This is a genomic window from Streptomyces sp. NPDC049687, assembly GCF_044465285.1.
In the GTDB taxonomy this organism is placed as follows: domain Bacteria; phylum Actinomycetota; class Actinomycetes; order Streptomycetales; family Streptomycetaceae; genus Streptomyces.
This window is the reverse complement of the sequence record NZ_JBITLN010000012.1, coordinates 124350-139449: the sequence shown is the minus strand read 5'-3', so window position 1 is coordinate 139449 and position 15100 is coordinate 124350. Positions and strand designations below refer to the sequence as shown.

15 protein-coding genes are annotated in these 15100 nt (G+C 71.0%); 4 read left to right on the top strand and 11 right to left on the bottom strand.

The window, feature by feature from the left end; all coding sequences use genetic code 11:
• Window positions 1-5 precede the first annotated feature (5 nt).
• The 7 genes from ACIBVL_RS32040 to ACIBVL_RS32010 all read right to left on the bottom strand — a co-directional run bounded on the left by ACIBVL_RS32040 (window position 6) and on the right by ACIBVL_RS32010 (window position 6894).
• Window positions 6-713 (bottom strand): LAETG motif-containing sortase-dependent surface protein, encoded by a 708-nt coding sequence (locus ACIBVL_RS32040; RefSeq protein ID WP_399102614.1) that lies wholly within the window; start codon window positions 711-713, stop codon window positions 6-8.
• Window positions 714-877: 164 nt separating this feature from the next.
• A complete protein-coding gene (locus ACIBVL_RS32035) occupies window positions 878-2005 on the bottom strand; it encodes an LOG family protein (RefSeq protein WP_399102612.1) in 1128 nt (375 codons plus the stop codon).
• Between the two features lie 36 nt (window positions 2006-2041).
• Window positions 2042-2461: a VOC family protein gene (locus tag ACIBVL_RS32030; RefSeq protein WP_399102610.1), complete on the bottom strand. Its 420-nt coding sequence runs from the start codon at window positions 2459-2461 to the stop codon at window positions 2042-2044.
• A gap of 112 nt (window positions 2462-2573) precedes the next feature.
• Window positions 2574-3908 carry a hypothetical protein gene (locus ACIBVL_RS32025; RefSeq protein ID WP_399102608.1) on the bottom strand — a complete coding sequence of 445 codons (1335 nt, stop codon included), beginning with the start codon at window positions 3906-3908 and terminating at the stop codon, window positions 2574-2576.
• Window positions 3890-4801, bottom strand: coding sequence for an ABC transporter ATP-binding protein (locus ACIBVL_RS32020; RefSeq protein ID WP_399102606.1), 912 nt, complete (start codon window positions 4799-4801; stop codon window positions 3890-3892). The genes ACIBVL_RS32025 and ACIBVL_RS32020 overlap by 19 nt, the downstream gene beginning before the upstream one ends.
• A gap of 190 nt (window positions 4802-4991) precedes the next feature.
• Window positions 4992-6356 (bottom strand): aspartate aminotransferase family protein, encoded by a 1365-nt coding sequence (locus ACIBVL_RS32015; RefSeq protein WP_399102604.1) that lies wholly within the window; start codon window positions 6354-6356, stop codon window positions 4992-4994.
• 19 nt (window positions 6357-6375) lie between these two features.
• Window positions 6376-6894 (bottom strand): Lrp/AsnC family transcriptional regulator, encoded by a 519-nt coding sequence (locus tag ACIBVL_RS32010; RefSeq protein WP_399102601.1) that lies wholly within the window; start codon window positions 6892-6894, stop codon window positions 6376-6378.
• Between the two features lie 180 nt (window positions 6895-7074).
• Between ACIBVL_RS32010 and ACIBVL_RS32005 the strand changes: the two genes are divergently transcribed.
• Entirely contained in the window at window positions 7075-8514 is a 1440-nt protein-coding gene (locus ACIBVL_RS32005; protein ID WP_399102598.1) for a gamma-aminobutyraldehyde dehydrogenase, read from the top strand.
• 180 nt (window positions 8515-8694) lie between these two features.
• Here the strand turns inward: ACIBVL_RS32005 and ACIBVL_RS32000 are convergent, their stop codons facing one another.
• Together ACIBVL_RS32000 and ACIBVL_RS31995 are read right to left on the bottom strand one after the other, a co-directional pair.
• Complete coding sequence (locus ACIBVL_RS32000; protein WP_399102596.1) at window positions 8695-9417, bottom strand: dienelactone hydrolase family protein; 723 nt, start codon at window positions 9415-9417, stop codon at window positions 8695-8697.
• Between the two features lie 268 nt (window positions 9418-9685).
• On the bottom strand, window positions 9686-10429 hold the full coding sequence (locus ACIBVL_RS31995) for a helix-turn-helix domain-containing protein (protein ID WP_399102594.1): 744 nt from the start codon (window positions 10427-10429) through the stop codon (window positions 9686-9688).
• Window positions 10430-10661: 232 nt separating this feature from the next.
• On the opposite strand from ACIBVL_RS31995, the gene ACIBVL_RS31990 reads away from it, so the two are divergent.
• From ACIBVL_RS31990 to ACIBVL_RS31980, 3 genes are read left to right on the top strand one after another with little or no spacing between them, the layout of a single operon-like run.
• A complete protein-coding gene (locus ACIBVL_RS31990) occupies window positions 10662-11336 on the top strand; it encodes a DUF4097 family beta strand repeat-containing protein (RefSeq protein ID WP_399102592.1) in 675 nt (224 codons plus the stop codon).
• A 29-nt stretch (window positions 11337-11365) separates the two neighbouring features.
• Window positions 11366-12319, top strand: coding sequence for an ATP-binding cassette domain-containing protein (locus ACIBVL_RS31985; RefSeq protein ID WP_399102590.1), 954 nt, complete (start codon window positions 11366-11368; stop codon window positions 12317-12319).
• Entirely contained in the window at window positions 12316-13107 is a 792-nt protein-coding gene (locus ACIBVL_RS31980; RefSeq protein WP_399102588.1) for an ABC transporter permease, read from the top strand. Before ACIBVL_RS31985 ends, ACIBVL_RS31980 begins: the two co-directional genes overlap by 4 nt.
• Before the next feature lie 29 nt (window positions 13108-13136).
• On the opposite strand, the gene ACIBVL_RS31975 is transcribed toward ACIBVL_RS31980, so the two are convergent.
• Together ACIBVL_RS31975 and ACIBVL_RS31970 are read right to left on the bottom strand one after the other, a co-directional pair.
• The gene (locus ACIBVL_RS31975) at window positions 13137-13799 is read right to left on the bottom strand and encodes a YceI family protein (protein WP_399102587.1); all 663 of its coding nucleotides are present in this window, start codon (window positions 13797-13799) and stop codon (window positions 13137-13139) included.
• A gap of 98 nt (window positions 13800-13897) precedes the next feature.
• Complete coding sequence (locus ACIBVL_RS31970; RefSeq protein WP_399102585.1) at window positions 13898-15100, bottom strand: hypothetical protein; 1203 nt, start codon at window positions 15098-15100, stop codon at window positions 13898-13900.

The following is a 15100-nucleotide window of genomic DNA, read 5'->3' as shown; positions in this document are numbered from 1 at the left end:
GGAGGTCAGCGGTTGCCGGAGCCGCGGCGGCGCATGCCGAAGAACACCGCTCCGCCGCCCACGACGACCAGCAGGGCCGCGATGCCCGCGATCAGACCGGTGTTGGAGCTGGCGCCGGTCTCGGCGAGGTTGGACTCCTGGGCCGCGGCCGACGGGGCGTTGCTCGCGGAGGGTGCGGACGCCGCGCTGTCGCTCGCCGAGTCCGACGGGCTGGGCGACGTGGTGTCGGCCGGGGTGGAGGCGGAGTCCGAGGGGCTCTCCGAGTCCGACGGGGCGGTGGACGGGGAGGAGGTGTCCTCGGCCGTGCAGGCCGTGGCCGGGGTGGTCAGGTTGCCCTTGATGTCCGCGTCGACCAGGACCTTGTCCTTCTTGGTGGCCTTGATGTGGATCCGGTATTCCGCGTTCGGCTCCCAGTCCTCGTCGAAGGTGACGGTGACGCCCTTCTTGGAGCCCTCGACCGTCGCCTCGCCGACCTGCCGCAGGTCGGCGCCGTTGTTCTCGAGGAAGACGGTGACGACGGCCGGGGTGCCCGACGGGTCCTTGTCGGTGACGGTGATGACGCCCTTGGCGCCGTCACACCCGGCGGCGGCGGAGAACTCGCCTATCTCGCAGGCCAGCGCGGTGCCGGCGGCACTGAACGCGAGGGCGGCGGAGGCGGCGGCGACACCGAGGAAACGCACCGGACGGGCGGCGGTACGGCGGGAAAGGGACACGTTTGTCCTTTACGGGGAAGCGCAACTGCGGGGGGTGGAGGGGGAGATGGCGCCCCCGGTGATGCCGAGTGCGTCACCATCCCCAGCAGACTCACAGGTCTATAAGCGTTACATAAGAAGTGTCAATGCGAGGACCCCTCTGAGCCGTTGGCTTTGCCCGTTTATTAACCACCGAGACGTTTCAATGCCTCCGGAGCCTCCTCGATCCGGTCAACCAGGGCGATACGGGACTCCATCGACCGCTCCCGGGCGAGTGACCGCAAGAGCGGCCAGGCCGGCAGGCGTTCCGTCCAGTGCGCCCGGTCCACGAGCACCATCGGCGTCGGCTCGCCCCGCGATCCATAGTAGTTGGGCGTCGTGTTGTCGAAGATTTCCTGTACGGTCCCGGCGGCGCCCGGCAGGAAGACCACACCGGCGTCGCAGCGGGCCAGCAGGCCGTCCTCGCGGATGGCGTTGGAGAAGTACTTGGCGATGTGCGCGGCGAACGGGTTCGGCGGCTCGTGGCCGTAGAACCAGGTCGGGATGCCGACCGAGGGGCCGCCGCCCGGCCAGTTGGCCCGTACCTCGAAGGCGGCCCGCGCCCAGTCGGTGACCGACGGCGTGAACGTCGGTGCCTTGGCGAGCAGGCGCAGCGCGTCGGCGAGCATCGCGTCGTCGAAGGGGGCGGCGTACGCGCCGAGGTTCGCCGCCTCCATCGCGCCGGGACCGCCGCCCGTCGCGACGGTGAGTCCGGCGCGGGCGAGTTCACGGCCGAGGCGGGCCGCGCCGGCGTACGCCTCCGTGCCGCGCGCCATGGCGTGCCCGCCCATCACGCCCACCACCCGGGCGCCGACGAGCAGTTCGTCGAGCGCGTCGGACACGGCGTCGTCGTGGATCGAGCGGAGCATCGAGCCGAATATGTCGCCGTCGGACTTCGTCTGCTGGAACCAGGCGTAGGTCAGGGCGTCCGGGGTCGCCTCGTAGCCCTCGTCGAGGGAGTCGAAGAGCTCGTCGGGGGAGTAGACGAAGCCGCGGTACGGGTCGAAGGACAGACCCGGTACGGGCGGGAGGACCAGGGCGCCGGAGGCGCGCGCCTTCGCCGCGGCCTCGGGGCCCATCGGGCAGCCGAGGAAGACGGCGCCCGAGGTGTCCAGGGCGAGCAGGACCTCCGTACGGTCCGTCAGATCGACGGCCTGGACACGGAAGTGGGAGAGCGTGCCGTGGTCCCGGATCACCTCGTCGAACTCGGGGAGGGACTCGATCTCACGGTCGTGGGAACCGTCGAACGGCTGGGCGGGTGTCGTCGGATGCACCCGCCCATGCTAGTTACCGACTTGGGCCGCCGCGGTTCAGCTCTCGATGGCCGACGGGTCCATCCAGACGACCTCCCAGGTGTGGCCGTCGAGGTCGTCGAAGGAACGGCCGTACATGAAGCCCATGTCCTGGGTCTGGCCGGCCGGGGAGCCGCCGAGCGCGAGCGCCTTGTCGACCAGCTCGTCGACCTTCTCGCGGCTCTCGGCGCTCAGCGCGATCAGGACCTCGCTGGTCTTCGAGGCGTCCGCGATCTCCTTCTTGGTGAAGGTGGCGTAGAACGGCTTGGTGAGCAGCATCGCGACGATCGTGTCGCTGATGACCACGGAGGTCGCGTTGTCGTCGCTGAACTGGGGATTGATCGTGTAGCCCAGCTCCGTGAAGAACTTCTTCGAGGCCTCGAGGTCGTTCACGGGCAGGTTGACGAAGATCATCTGCTGGTAGGCGGGGGTGGTCATCGAGTCTCTCCCAACGGGTGCGTGCTGTGTGCTCGGTGCGTGCTGTTCGGTGGGGTAGACCCGGGGGTCGCGCGGAACTCATCGGTGGGCGCGATCCTTTTTTGCGCGGTCCTCAGCGGGCCAGCGGCAGCGACGCGAGTTCCGCCACCACCGCGGTCAGGGGGACGAAGAGGGTCAGGAGGGCGCCGGTGCGCATCGCGGCGGCGGTGCGGAGGGTCCTGGTGGGGGCTCCCAGGCGGAGCAGGGCGGCGGTGGTGGCGGCCCGGGCCTGTCTGGCCTCCACCGCGGCGGTGAGGAGGGTGGCGATCGTGCAGCCCGCCACGACCGTCGCGCCGAGGGTGGTGAGGGGGCCGGAGGATGGGTCGGCGGGGTCGTACAGGGCGGCCATCGTGTACGCGCCCGAGGCGACCGCGCAGACCACGCCGAGCGGGCGGCCGATGCGGGACGCCTCCTCCATGAGGCCGCGGCCCGCGAGGAGGCGGAGGGCGCCGGGGCGGGCGGCTTGCAGGAGGCGGCCGCACAGGTGGGTGAGGCCGGGGCCGGCCAGGGCGAGGCCAAGGGCGGTGAGGGTCCAGCCGAGGAGGACCGCCGTGGGGGCGGTGGGGAGGCCGGTGGGCAGGGGGAGGGGGGCGGCGGTGGTCGTGCGGCTGGCGTAGCCCTCCACGGCCAGGCCGGCGGCGAGCAGGGCCGCGCCCCAGGGGAGGGCGGTGGGGTTGAGGGGCGGTGGGTCGGGCAGCGGGGCCGGGGTGTGCTCGGTGCCGTTGACGGGGGCTGAGGGCTGGGTCGGGGTGTCCTCCCCGCTCCCGGCTTCGCGGGCGCCGCCGGCCGGCCGGGCGCCGGACCTTCCGTACGTCCCGAAGCGCTCCCTGGTTTCCTGCCTGCCGAACGACCCGAAACCGCCGAACAGCCTCGGTGCCGCCTGGGCCGCCAGGAAGGCGTCTCTCGGGCGGAGCATCAGGGCCACGGACACCGATGCCGTTACGGGGACCAGGGACAGCAGGGTCAGGGCCGCCGGTAGGGGCAAGGGGCGGTCCGCTGCCAGGAAGTCCGCTGCCGCGCCGTCGAAGGGCATGCCCGTGAGGTCGCCGCGCAGGTGGAGGAAGAAGAGGAGGGCCAGCAGGGAGCCGAGGAGGGTGGAGAGGGCGGTGGTCGTGGCCGAGACGGCCATCAGCCGGGCCGGGCCGAGGCCGATCGCCGCCAGGCCGGGGCGTGGGCGGGTGCCGGGGTCCGTGCGGGCGACGGCGAGGGCGAGGTGGACCGTCGCGGACAGGGGGACCGTGCACCAGGCCAGACGGAGGAGGGAGGCCGGTGAGGCCTCCGGGTGGGCCAGGGCGTGGCCGAGGGCGGAGAGGAGGAGGAAGCCGGTGGCCGCCGAGGCCGCCGCCACCAGGAGGCGGCGCAGCTGGACGGCGGGGTGGGCGCTGCGGGTCAGACGGAGAGCGAGCACGCGGCCCCCTGGCCTTCCGGCTCGGCCCCCCGACTGCCTGCCCCGACTCCGTGGCCCTGCGGCGTGCGGTCCCGGCCGTCCGGCCGTGGTTCCCCGGCCTGCTGGGCGGCTTCCCGGCTTTGCGGCGCGTCCTCCCGGCCCTGCGGTCCGGTCCCCTGGCCCGTGGGGCGAGTGCTCCGGTCTTCCGGGTCTGTCGGTGGGGGGAGGTGGACCGTGGTGATGCGGCGGCCGTCCAGGAGGGAGATGCGGCGGTCGGCCAGGGCCGCGGTGTCCGGGTCGTGGGTGGCCAGCACGACCGTGATGCCGTGGGAGCGGGCCGCCGTGGTGAGGGTGCGCAGGACGTGGGCCCGGTCGGCGCGGTGCAGGGGGGCCGTGGGTTCGTCCGCGAAGAGGATCGAGGGGGCGGGGGCCAGTGCGCGGGTGATGCACACGCGCTGGCGTTCCGCCTGGGTGAGTTCATGGGGGCGGCATCGGGACTTGTCGCCGATGTCGAGGCGTTCCAGCCACTCCAGCGCGGCGACCTTGGCGCGACGGCGGCTGGTGCCGCGCAGCATCAGGGGGAGGGCCGCGTTCTCCCAGACGTTCAGTTCGGGGACGAGGACCGGCGCCGGGTCGATCCAGCCGAAGCGGTCGCGCCGCAGCCGCTCGCGGGCCATCGGCCCCATGGTGTGCACCGCCACGCTGTTGAACCAGACCTCGCCGCGCTGGGTGGGCACCAGGCCGGACAGGCAGTGCAGCAGAGTCGTCTTGCCGCTGCCGCGCGGGCCGCTGACGGCGAGGATCTCGCCCTCCCGCACGCCCAGCGTGACACCGCCGAGCGCCGGTGAGCCGTCGCGGTGCGTGAAGTGCAGCGAGCGTGCCCAGAGCACGTCGTTGTCCGGCGGGGCCTCCATGGGCGTACACCTCGGTTCAGATCCGTAATACCGTGCCGATCCCCCGTCCGGGGGAACGAAGGCAGGGCCGATGGGTCACGAGCACGCTAGGCAGGCCGGAGGGGCGGGCCGGACAGCACACGGCCCCGGGCCGCCGTTTCTCACTCGAACGGCAGACTCCGGGGCCGGTGTTGATCACAGGGTCAGCTGATCACAGCTTCGTCCACGCCTCCGTCAGCGTCGCGCGCAGGATCTGCTCGATCTCGTCGAACGTCCCCTGGTCGGAGATCAGCGGCGGGGCGAGCTGGACGACCGGGTCACCGCGGTCGTCGGCACGGCAGTAGAGGCCGTTGTCGTACAGAGCCTTGGAGAGGAAGCCGTACAGGACGCGCTCGGTCTCCTCGTCGTTGAAGGACTCCTTCGTCGCCTTGTCCTTGACCAGCTCGATGCCGTAGAAGAAGCCGTTGCCGCGGACGTCACCGACGATCGGCAGGTCGTGGAGCTTCTCCAGGGTGGCGCGGAAGGCGCCCTCGTTGTCGAGGACGTGCTGGTTGAGGTTCTCGCGCTCGAACAGGTCGAGGTTCGCCAGGCCAACCGCGGCCGACACCGGGTGGCCGCCGAAGGTGTAGCCGTGCAGGAAGGTGTTGTCGCCCTTGTAGAAGGGCTCGGCGAGGCGGTCGGAGATGATGCAGGCGCCTATGGGGGAGTAGCCGGACGTCATGCCCTTGGCGCAGGTGATCATGTCCGGGACGTAGCCGAACTTGTCGCAGGCGAACATCGTGCCCAGCCGGCCGAAGGCGCAGATGACCTCGTCCGAGACGAGCAGGACGTCGTACTGGTCGCAGATCTCGCGCACCCGCCGGAAGTAGCCGGGCGGGGGCGGGAAGCAGCCGCCGGCGTTCTGGACGGGCTCCAGGAAGACCGCGGCGACGGTGTCCGGGCCCTCGAAGAGGATCTGCTGCTCGATCTGGTCGGCGGCCCAGCGGCCGAAGGCCTCGGGGTCGTCGCCGAAGATCGGGGCGCGGTAGATGTTGGTGTTCGGGACCTTGTGGGCGCCGGGGACGAGCGGCTCGAAGGGGGCCTTCAGGGCCGGCAGGCCGGTGATGGACAGGGCGCCCTGCGGGGTGCCGTGGTAGGCGACCGCCCGGGAGATGACCTTGTACTTGGTCGGCTTGCCCTGGAGCTTGAAGTACTGCTTGGCCAGCTTCCAGGCGGTCTCGACGGCCTCGCCGCCGCCGGTGGTGAAGAAGACCTTGTTGAGGTCGCCCGGCGCGTGGTCCGCGAGGCGCTCCGCGAGTTCCACGGCCTTGGGGTGGGCGTAGGACCAGACCGGGAAGAACGCCAGCTCCTGGGCCTGCTTGAAGGCGGTCTCCGCCAGCTCCGTACGGCCGTGACCGGCCTGGACCACGAACAGGCCCGCGAGACCGTCGAGGTAGCGCTTGCCCTTGTCGTCGTAGATGTAGGTGCCCTCGCCCCGGACGATGGTCGGGACCGGCGAGTTCTCGTACGAGGACATGCGGGTGAAGTGCATCCACAGGTGGTCGTACGCGGTGCGGCTGAGGTCCTTGGTGCTCACGGTTATCGGGTCCTCACGGTTATCGGGTTCCCCACATGTAGGTCTGCTTCTTCAGCTTCAGATAGACGAAGCTCTCGGTGGAGCGCACGCCGGGCAGGGCGCGGATGCGTTTGTTGATGACGTCCAGCAGGTGGTCGTCGTCCTCGCAGACGATCTCGGCGAGGATGTCGAACGAGCCCGCGGTCATCACCACGTACTCGACCTCGGGCATGTCGCTGAGCGATTCCGCGATGGACTCCACATCGCCCTCGATGTTGATCCCGACCATCGCCTGCCGGCGGAAGCCCACGGTGAGCGGGTCCGTGACGGCGACGATCTGCATCACGCCCTGGTCGAGCAGCTTCTGGACGCGCTGGCGCACGGCCGCCTCGGAGAGGCCGACCGCCTTGCCGATCGCGGCGTACGGCCGTCGGCCGTCCTCCTGGAGCTGTTCGATGATGGCGAGGCTGACGGCATCCAGGTGGGGGGTGCTGCCGTTCCTGGACTCGCGGGAGTCCCTGTGCTCTGCGCTTCGACTGGCCACGGCCTCACTGTGCACGACACCTCGACAGTTCCGCAAGGTTGAGGCGATGAAATTCGTTGTTTACGTGACTGAGATCTGCGGATTCCGCAGTCGACACGGGATCGGGGGTGTTGAAAACGTGGGCGGGCGGATTAGGGTGGATGTCTCAGCCAATGGACACCCGAAGTCAATGGACACCGAACTGGAGGCCGGTCAGTGAGCACCGAGCTGCGTCGTCTGCGCAATTACATCGACGGTGAGTTCCGGGACGCCGCCGACGGACGGACCACCGAGGTGGTCAACCCCGCGACCGGCGAGGCGTACGCCACGGCCCCGCTGTCCGGCCAGGCGGACGTGGACGCCGCGATGGCGGCCGCCGCCAAGGCCTTCCCCGGCTGGCGGGACACGACCCCGGCCGAGCGCCAGAAGGCCCTGCTGAAGATCGCGGACGCGTTCGAGGAGCGGGCCGAGGAACTCATCGCGGCCGAGGTGGAGAACACGGGCAAGCCGGTGGGGCTGACCCGCTCCGAGGAGATCCCGCCGATGGTCGACCAGATCCGCTTCTTCGCGGGCGCGGCCCGGATGCTGGAGGGGCGCTCGGCCGGCGAGTACATGGAGGGGCTGACCTCGATCGTCCGCCGAGAGCCGGTGGGCGTCTGCGCGCAGGTCGCGCCGTGGAACTACCCGATGATGATGGCCGTATGGAAGTTCGCCCCGGCGATCGCGGCGGGCAACACGGTCGTTCTGAAGCCGTCCGACACGACCCCCGCGTCGACGGTCCTGATCGCCGACATCGTCGGCTCGATCCTCCCCAAGGGCGTCTTCAACGTCATCACCGGCGACCGTGACACCGGCCGGCTGATGGTCGAGCACCCGACCCCGGCGATGGCCTCCATCACCGGCTCGGTCCGCGCCGGCATGTCCGTCGCCGAGTCGGCGTCCAAGGACCTCAAGCGCGTGCACCTGGAACTGGGCGGCAAGGCGCCGGTCGTCGTCTTCGATGACACCGACATCCCCAAGGCCGTCGAGGACATCTCCGTGGCGGGCTTCTTCAACGCCGGCCAGGACTGTACGGCGGCCACCCGCGTCCTCGTCCAGGAGGCGATCCACGACGAGTTCGTGGCGGCGCTGGCGAAGGCCGCCTCCGAGACGAAGACCGGGCAGCCGGACGACGAGGACGTCCTGTACGGCCCGCTGAACAACCCCAACCAGCTCAAGCAGGTCACCGGCTTCATCGAGCGGCTGCCCGCGCACGCCAAGGTCGAGGCGGGCGGCCACCAGGTCGGCGACAAGGGCTACTTCTACGCCCCGACCGTCGTCTCCGGCCTGAAGCAGGACGACGAGATCATCCAGAAGGAGGTCTTCGGCCCGGTCATCACCGTCCAGTCCTTCTCGGACGAGGACCAGGCGGTGGAATGGGCCAACGGCGTCGAGTACGCCCTCGCCTCCTCGGTGTGGACCAAGGACCACGGGCGCGCGATGCGCATGTCCAAGAAGCTCGACTTCGGATGCGTGTGGATCAACACCCACATCCCGCTGGTCGCCGAGATGCCGCACGGCGGCTTCAAGAAGTCCGGCTACGGCAAGGACCTCTCGGCGTACGGCTTCGACGACTACACGCGGATCAAGCACGTGATGACGTCCCTGGACGTGTGATCGCCGGTCCACATGGGGGGAGGGGCATGCCGCGCGCATGCCCCTCCCGTCCAGGAGGCCGTCCCCCGTCCCGCCGTCTCCTCCCGCGTTCCCGCGGCGGCACCGCCGTCCCCGGCGCGCTCGTGAGCGGCGTCCCGGCCGACGACGCCTACCGTCCGTCGGCGGCCCGACGGCCCGGCCTCACTTCAGGTGCCGGTCCAGGAACCGGCACCCGTCCTCCAGCTCGAACGGCGGGGTGCCGGTGTGCCCTCCCGGATTGGCGTGCAGCGTCTTCTCCTTGCTGCCGAAGGCGTCGAACAGGTCCAGGGCGCGTTGCCGGGGGTTCCCTTCGTCGTCCCACTGCAGCAGGAACAGCAGGGGAATGGTGACCTGCCGGGCCTCCTCGCGCTGGGCACGGGGCACGTACCCCCCGGCGAAGAAGCTCGCGGCCGCGATGCGCGGCTCGACCACCGCCAGCCGGATGCCGAGGGCGGTCCACCCCCCGGAGTACCCGACGGGGCCGCCGATCCCGGGCAGCTCGAGGAGGGCGTCCAGAGTGGTCTGCCATTCCGGGGCCGCGTTGTCGACCAGCGGGCCGATGAACGACTCGAAGATCTCGTCGACCGGCTCACCGGTCTGCATCGCCCGCCGCAGGTCGGCACGGGCCTGCTCGTCGGCGGCGGACCGGGGACGGTCACCGCACCCGGCGGCGTCGATGGTGGCCACCGCATAGCCGCGCGCCGCGGTGTACCGGGCCCGTGCCACCAGCCGGGGGTCAGCCTTGGGCAGGCCGTTGTTGTGGGCCATCAGCACCAGCGGGGCAGGAGCCGATCCGGGCGTCCACAGGGTGCCGGGGATCTCGCCGAGGGTGAATTCGCGTTCGAGGACGCCGTCGGCGAGGCGCTGTTCGGAAGTGAATCGCATGGTCGTGCCTTTCGGGAGTGCTCAGAAACGGCGCTCCCGGACGACCTCTCGTCCGACCGTGACCCCGGAGGGGAGCACCCATGTCGATACTGCGTTCACGGGTACCACCTCCTCGTTCTCTCGCACGGCCTCCGGAAAGCTAGCAGTGGTCGCCGTGGTCCGCCATCGGTTTTTTCGGCGGAGGCTCCGTGGCCGGATGCGGCGGAGCCACTCGCCTGCGGACCGAGGCCGGCTCAGGCCCCGGCAGGCAGGTGGCTGCCGATCGCGGTCACCTCTGGTCCGGCGTGCCGCCCGAGGGTGTCCCGGGTTTCGTGCGGAGGATCTCGCGGGCCTGCTCCGCCGCGCGGGCGGTGCTCTCGGAGACGAAGTCGAGGAAACGGGCGACGTTCTCCAGGCGGACGGCGGCCGGGGTGCCGGGGCCGAGGACGCCGACGCCCTGCCGCGCGACCTCGACGACCTGGGCGGTGGACCGTGCGCTGGCCATCATCGACTCGTACCAGACGTCGTCGTCGACGACGTAGCGCTCGCGGCGGCGTTCGCCTTGTTCCCGGCGCACCATGCCCTGGCTCTCGAGGAACGTGATGGCTTTGGAGATGGACGCCGGGCTGACCTGGAGGAGCTCGACGAGCTCGGCCGCGGTGAGGCTGCCGCTGTCGGTGAGGGTGAGGCAGGCCATCACGCGGGCCATCATCTTGGGCGCGCCCGAAGCCATCATGACGGTGGTGAACGTCTCCTCGAACTCGCGCACGGCCTCGGCGTCGCGTCCGTGGGCCTGCTCGGGCGCCCCCGCCCCTCGGGGCGCCGCCTGCCTGCGCCGGTGGGCGCGGCGTTCGGTGGCGCGGTGGGCCAGGTCGGCGCGGTAGGCGGCGGGGCCGCCGTTCCGCATCACTTCGCGCGTGATCGTCGAGGTCGGACGATCGAGACGCCTGGCGATCTCCGCGTAGGCGAGGCCGTCGGCCAGCCCCAGCCCGATCTGCTGACGTTCCTGCTGGGTGAGCCTGCCTCCCGGCATCGCGGTCTCCTTCGTGCCCTGCGGTGGTCCTTGGTGCCTCAAGCATAGCGTTCACCCTCAATTCATTGCAACGAGTGGATGGGGGATTGTTGCGTTATCCGCCAGGTTGTTGCAACGATTTTGCGGCCTTGACCTGCATTGATTATGAGACTGCGCAACGAGAGAGTTGCTGGATCTATAAATGCAACGTAGCTTTTCCTTCATCGGAAACGCCAAGTCACAGGAGAGCGTGATGCAGAAGTTCGACACCACCGCCCCGATCTCCGCCGTCCTCGACATCCAGGCCGGGCGGGTGCAGGTCATCGCCGCCGACCGGGCCGACACCACGGTCGAGGTTCTGCCCGCGGACCCCTCCAAGAGCCGGGACGTGAAGCTGGCCGAGCAGACCACGGTCGAATACGCCGACGGCACCCTGCGGATCACGGCCACCGCGCCGGTGAAGAACCGGATCCTGGGCCCGTCCGGCTCGGTCGAGGTGACCGTCCGGCTCCCCGCCGGCTCCCGCGTCGAGGCGAAGTCGCCCGGCGCCGAGTTCAGGGGCGTCGGCCGGCTCGGCGACGTCGCCATCGACGGCGCCCTCGGCCAGGTCAAGCTCGACGAGACCGCGGCCGCCCGCCTGACCGTGCTGGCCGGGGACGTCAGCGTCGGCCGCCTGGGCGGACCCGCGGAGATCAGCACCCAGCAGGGCGACATCCGCGTCACCGAGGCCGTGCGCGGCACGGTCACGCTGAGCACCCAGCAGGGCCGGATCTCGGTCGGCGCTGCCCGCGGAGTCTCCGCCACCCTCGACGCCGGAACCGGCCACGGCCGGATCCACAACGCGCTCAACAACACCGACGGCGACGCCGCCGAACTGAACATCCACGCGACCACCTCCCACGGCGACATCACCGCCCGCAGCCTCTGAACCCTCAACCTCTCCAGGGAGCACCCCTCATGACCGACCTGGCCATCGCGGCGAACGGGCTGCGCAAGTCCTACGGAGACAAGGTCGTGCTCGACGGCATCGACCTGACCGTGCCCGAGGGCACGATCTTCTCCCTCCTGGGCCCGAACGGCGCCGGCAAGACCACCGCCGTCAAGATCCTCTCCACCCTCATCACCGCCGACGCCGGTGACCTGCGCGTCGGCGGCCACGACCTGGCCGCCGACCCGCAGGCGGTCCGTGCCGCGATCGGCGTCACCGGGCAGTTCTCCGCCGTCGACGGCCTGATCACGGGCGAGGAGAACATGCTCCTCATGGCGGACCTGCACCACCTCTCCCGCCGCGAGGGACGCCAGGTCGCCGCCGAGCTCCTGGAGCGCTTCGACCTCACCGAGGCCGCGAAGAAGCCGGCCTCCACCTACTCCGGCGGCATGAAGCGCCGCCTCGACATCGCCATGACGCTGGTCGGCACCCCACGGATCATCTTCCTCGACGAGCCCACCACCGGCCTCGACCCCCGCAGCCGCCACACCATGTGGGACATCATCCGCGAGCTCGTCTCCGACGGCGTCACCGTCTTCCTCACCACCCAGTACCTGGAGGAGGCCGACGAGCTCGCCGACCGTATCGCCGTGCTCCACGACGGCAGGATCGCGGCCCAGGGAAGCGCGGAGGAGCTCAAGCGGCTGATCCCCGGCGGACACGTCCGGCTCCGCTTCACCGACCCGGCCGCCTACCGGAGCGCCGCCGCCGCCCTGCGCGAGGTCGCCCGGGACGACGAGGCGCTGGCCCTGCAGATCCCCAGCGGCGGCAGCCAGCGCGAGCTGCGCTCCATCCTCGACTGGCTGGACTCGGCCGCAGTCGAGGCCGACGAACTGACCGTGCACACCCCCGACCTCGACGACGTGTTCTTCGCCCTGACCGGCCCCAAGGTCCCCACCCAGCCCAAGGAGTCCGCCCGATGAGCTCCCTCTCCCTCGCCGTGCGCGACTCGTCCACGATGCTGCGCCGCAACCTCCTGCACGCCCGGCGCTACCCCTCCCTCACCCTGAACCTGCTGCTCACGCCGGTCATGCTGCTGCTGCTCTTCGTCTACATCTTCGGAGACGTGATGAGCGCGGGCATCGGCGACGGCGGCGCCGACCGCTCCGAGTACATCGCCTACATCGTCCCGGGCATCCTGATGATGACGATCGGCGGCACCGTCGTCGGGACCGCGGTGTCCGTCGCCACCGACATGACCGAGGGCATCATCGCCCGCTTCCGCACGCTGGCGATCCACCGCGGCGCCGTGCTCATCGGGCACGTCGTCGGCAGCGTGCTGCAGTGCATCGCCAGCGTGGTCCTCGTCGGCGCCGTCGCCGTGGCCATCGGCTTCCGCTCCACAGGCGCCACCGCCCTGGAATGGCTGGCGGCGTTCGGACTGCTCGCCCTGTTCTCCCTGGCGCTCACCTGGATCGCGGTCGGCATGGGCCTGTCCAGCCCGAACGCCGAGGCGGCCGCCAACAGCGCACAGCCGCTCATCCTCCTCCCGCTCATCTCCAGCGCCTTCATCCCGGCCGACACGATGCCGGGCTGGTTCCAGCCGATCGCCGAGTACCAGCCCTTCACCCCGGCCATCGAGACCCTGCGCGGCCTGCTGCTCGGCACCGGGATCGGCAACAACTGGTGGATCGCCCTCGCCTGGTGCCTGGGCCTCGCGGTGCTCGGCTACTTCTGGTCGGCCTCGAAGTTCAACAGCGACGCGAAGTAACGGCCATGACGCGCCGGCCGGGGCGCCGGTCAGCCGCCGGGGATGGTGCGGATGGCCGCGATGTCGAACTGGAGGCGTACCTTCTCGCTCACCATCGCGCCGCCCTCGGCCAGTCGCTGGTTGTAGGTCAGGCCCCATTCAGAGCGGTTGATGGTGGTCGTGCCGTCGAAGCCGACCCGCTCGTATCCGAACGGGTCGGTGACGTGTCCTATGTAGGTGAGTTCCAGGTCGACGGGGCGGGTGGTGTCCTTGATGGTGAGGTCGCCGGTCATGCGGTAGACGTCCCTGTCCGCGAGACGTACGGCCGTACTCGCGAAGCGCATCCGGGGATAGGCCGCGGAGTCCAGGAAGTCGCGGCCGGTGAGGTGGGCGTCGCGTTGTCCCACCCCGGTGTCGACGGATGCCGTGGACAGGAGGATCTCGGCGCGGGAGCGAGCCGGATCGCGGCCGTCGAAGTAGAGGCGGCTCCGGTATTCGGTGAAGGCCCCGCGCACGGTCGTCACCAGGGCGTGGCGGACGGAGAAACCGATACGACTGTGCGCCGGGTCGATCATCCATTCCCCGGTCAGCGCCGCCAGGGCGGGATCGGGCAGGCCGCCGGTGGTGGCGAGAGCCGAGGAGTCGTGGGGGAGTCGTGGGGCGGTGGGGGGAGCCGGGCGGTGCCGGGACGCCGCACGGGTGAACAGGTTCATGGTTCACGTGACTACGGCACGGCGGAAACCGTCGCAAGGGTGCTCCAGAACCCGCACACACGCCCGACACCATTCCCCCCCGACATGATTTCCACCGGTCAACGCTCCTTCAGCGCCACCGGGATGCGGTCCAGCACCGGGTACGGCACCAGGCCGTAGTGGTAGAAGTCCACGGCGTCGGCCCTGCCGGGAGCGGTGGCCGCGGCGGTCTTGGCCGCCAGGTGCGCGGCGGAGTCGGTGTCGGGGACTCCTGGGCGCAGCACCGCGCGCAGCGAGCAGCCGTCGGCGAGGGCGGACCGGTAGGCGGCGAGGTCGGCCGCGATCCGCTCCGGGTCCTGCGCGTAGGCGAGCACCGCGTAGCCGGGGACGACCGTGCTGATCGCGGCCGGATCGACACCGGTCCGCCAGGCCTCGTCCACCGCGAGCGGACCCGTCGGCCGGCCGTCCGCGTAGCCCTTGATCGCGCCGGTGAGATCGAGGAAGACCAGTCGCGAGCCCTCCGCGGCCACCGCCTCGGCCACGGTCGCGGCGAGCGAGGTGACCGTGTCGGTGCGGGTGCGGACGTACGCGGCGACGGTCTCGGGGAGTTCCCACGGCCGGGGGTCCCCGCCGTCCAGCACGAGGCCGGCCGCCCGGGCGGCCTCGGCTCGCGCGGCGCCCGCGTCCACTCCGGCGGCCTCGGCGTGGCCCACGCAGTGTGGGCAGAAGCAAAGGCCCAGCAGGAAGTCCTCCAGCGGGCCCAGCGGGACGAAGCTGCGCTCGTGGTGGTAGCCGTGGCCGAAGGTGCCGTGGTGGAGGGATTCGGCGACCACAGCGTCCACGCCCAGCCGGGCCACGGAGCGGGCCAGCGCGACGGCGTACGCCCGCACCTCGGGGTGGGCCGGGCAGAGGTCGGCCGGTGCGGCCCGGTCGCCGAAGCAGTTTTCCTGGGTGACGTCGGGGTGGGCGAGGCCGAGCGTGGTGTTGTGCAGGAACACGGTCCAGCCGTGCAGCGCGGCGCCCCGCTCCGCCGTCCGCCTGCGCACCTCGCGCAGCGGCTCCTCCTCGGCGCCCGCCTGGACGGGCGGTGTCAGACGGAGTCCGCCGAACAGGTCGGCCGGCGGGACGAAGTGGGTGCCGTCGCGGCGCAGGGTGACCCGCGCCGGTCCGTGCGGGGTGACGTCACGGGCGCGATGGTAGGCGGCTGCGACGGTGAGGGTGTCGCACCCGTACGTCCCGAGGACGCGGTCGAGCACTGTGCCGACGCCCTCGGCGCGCAGATCCTCGACGAAGGCGTACGTCGACGCCGTTGACGTTTCCAT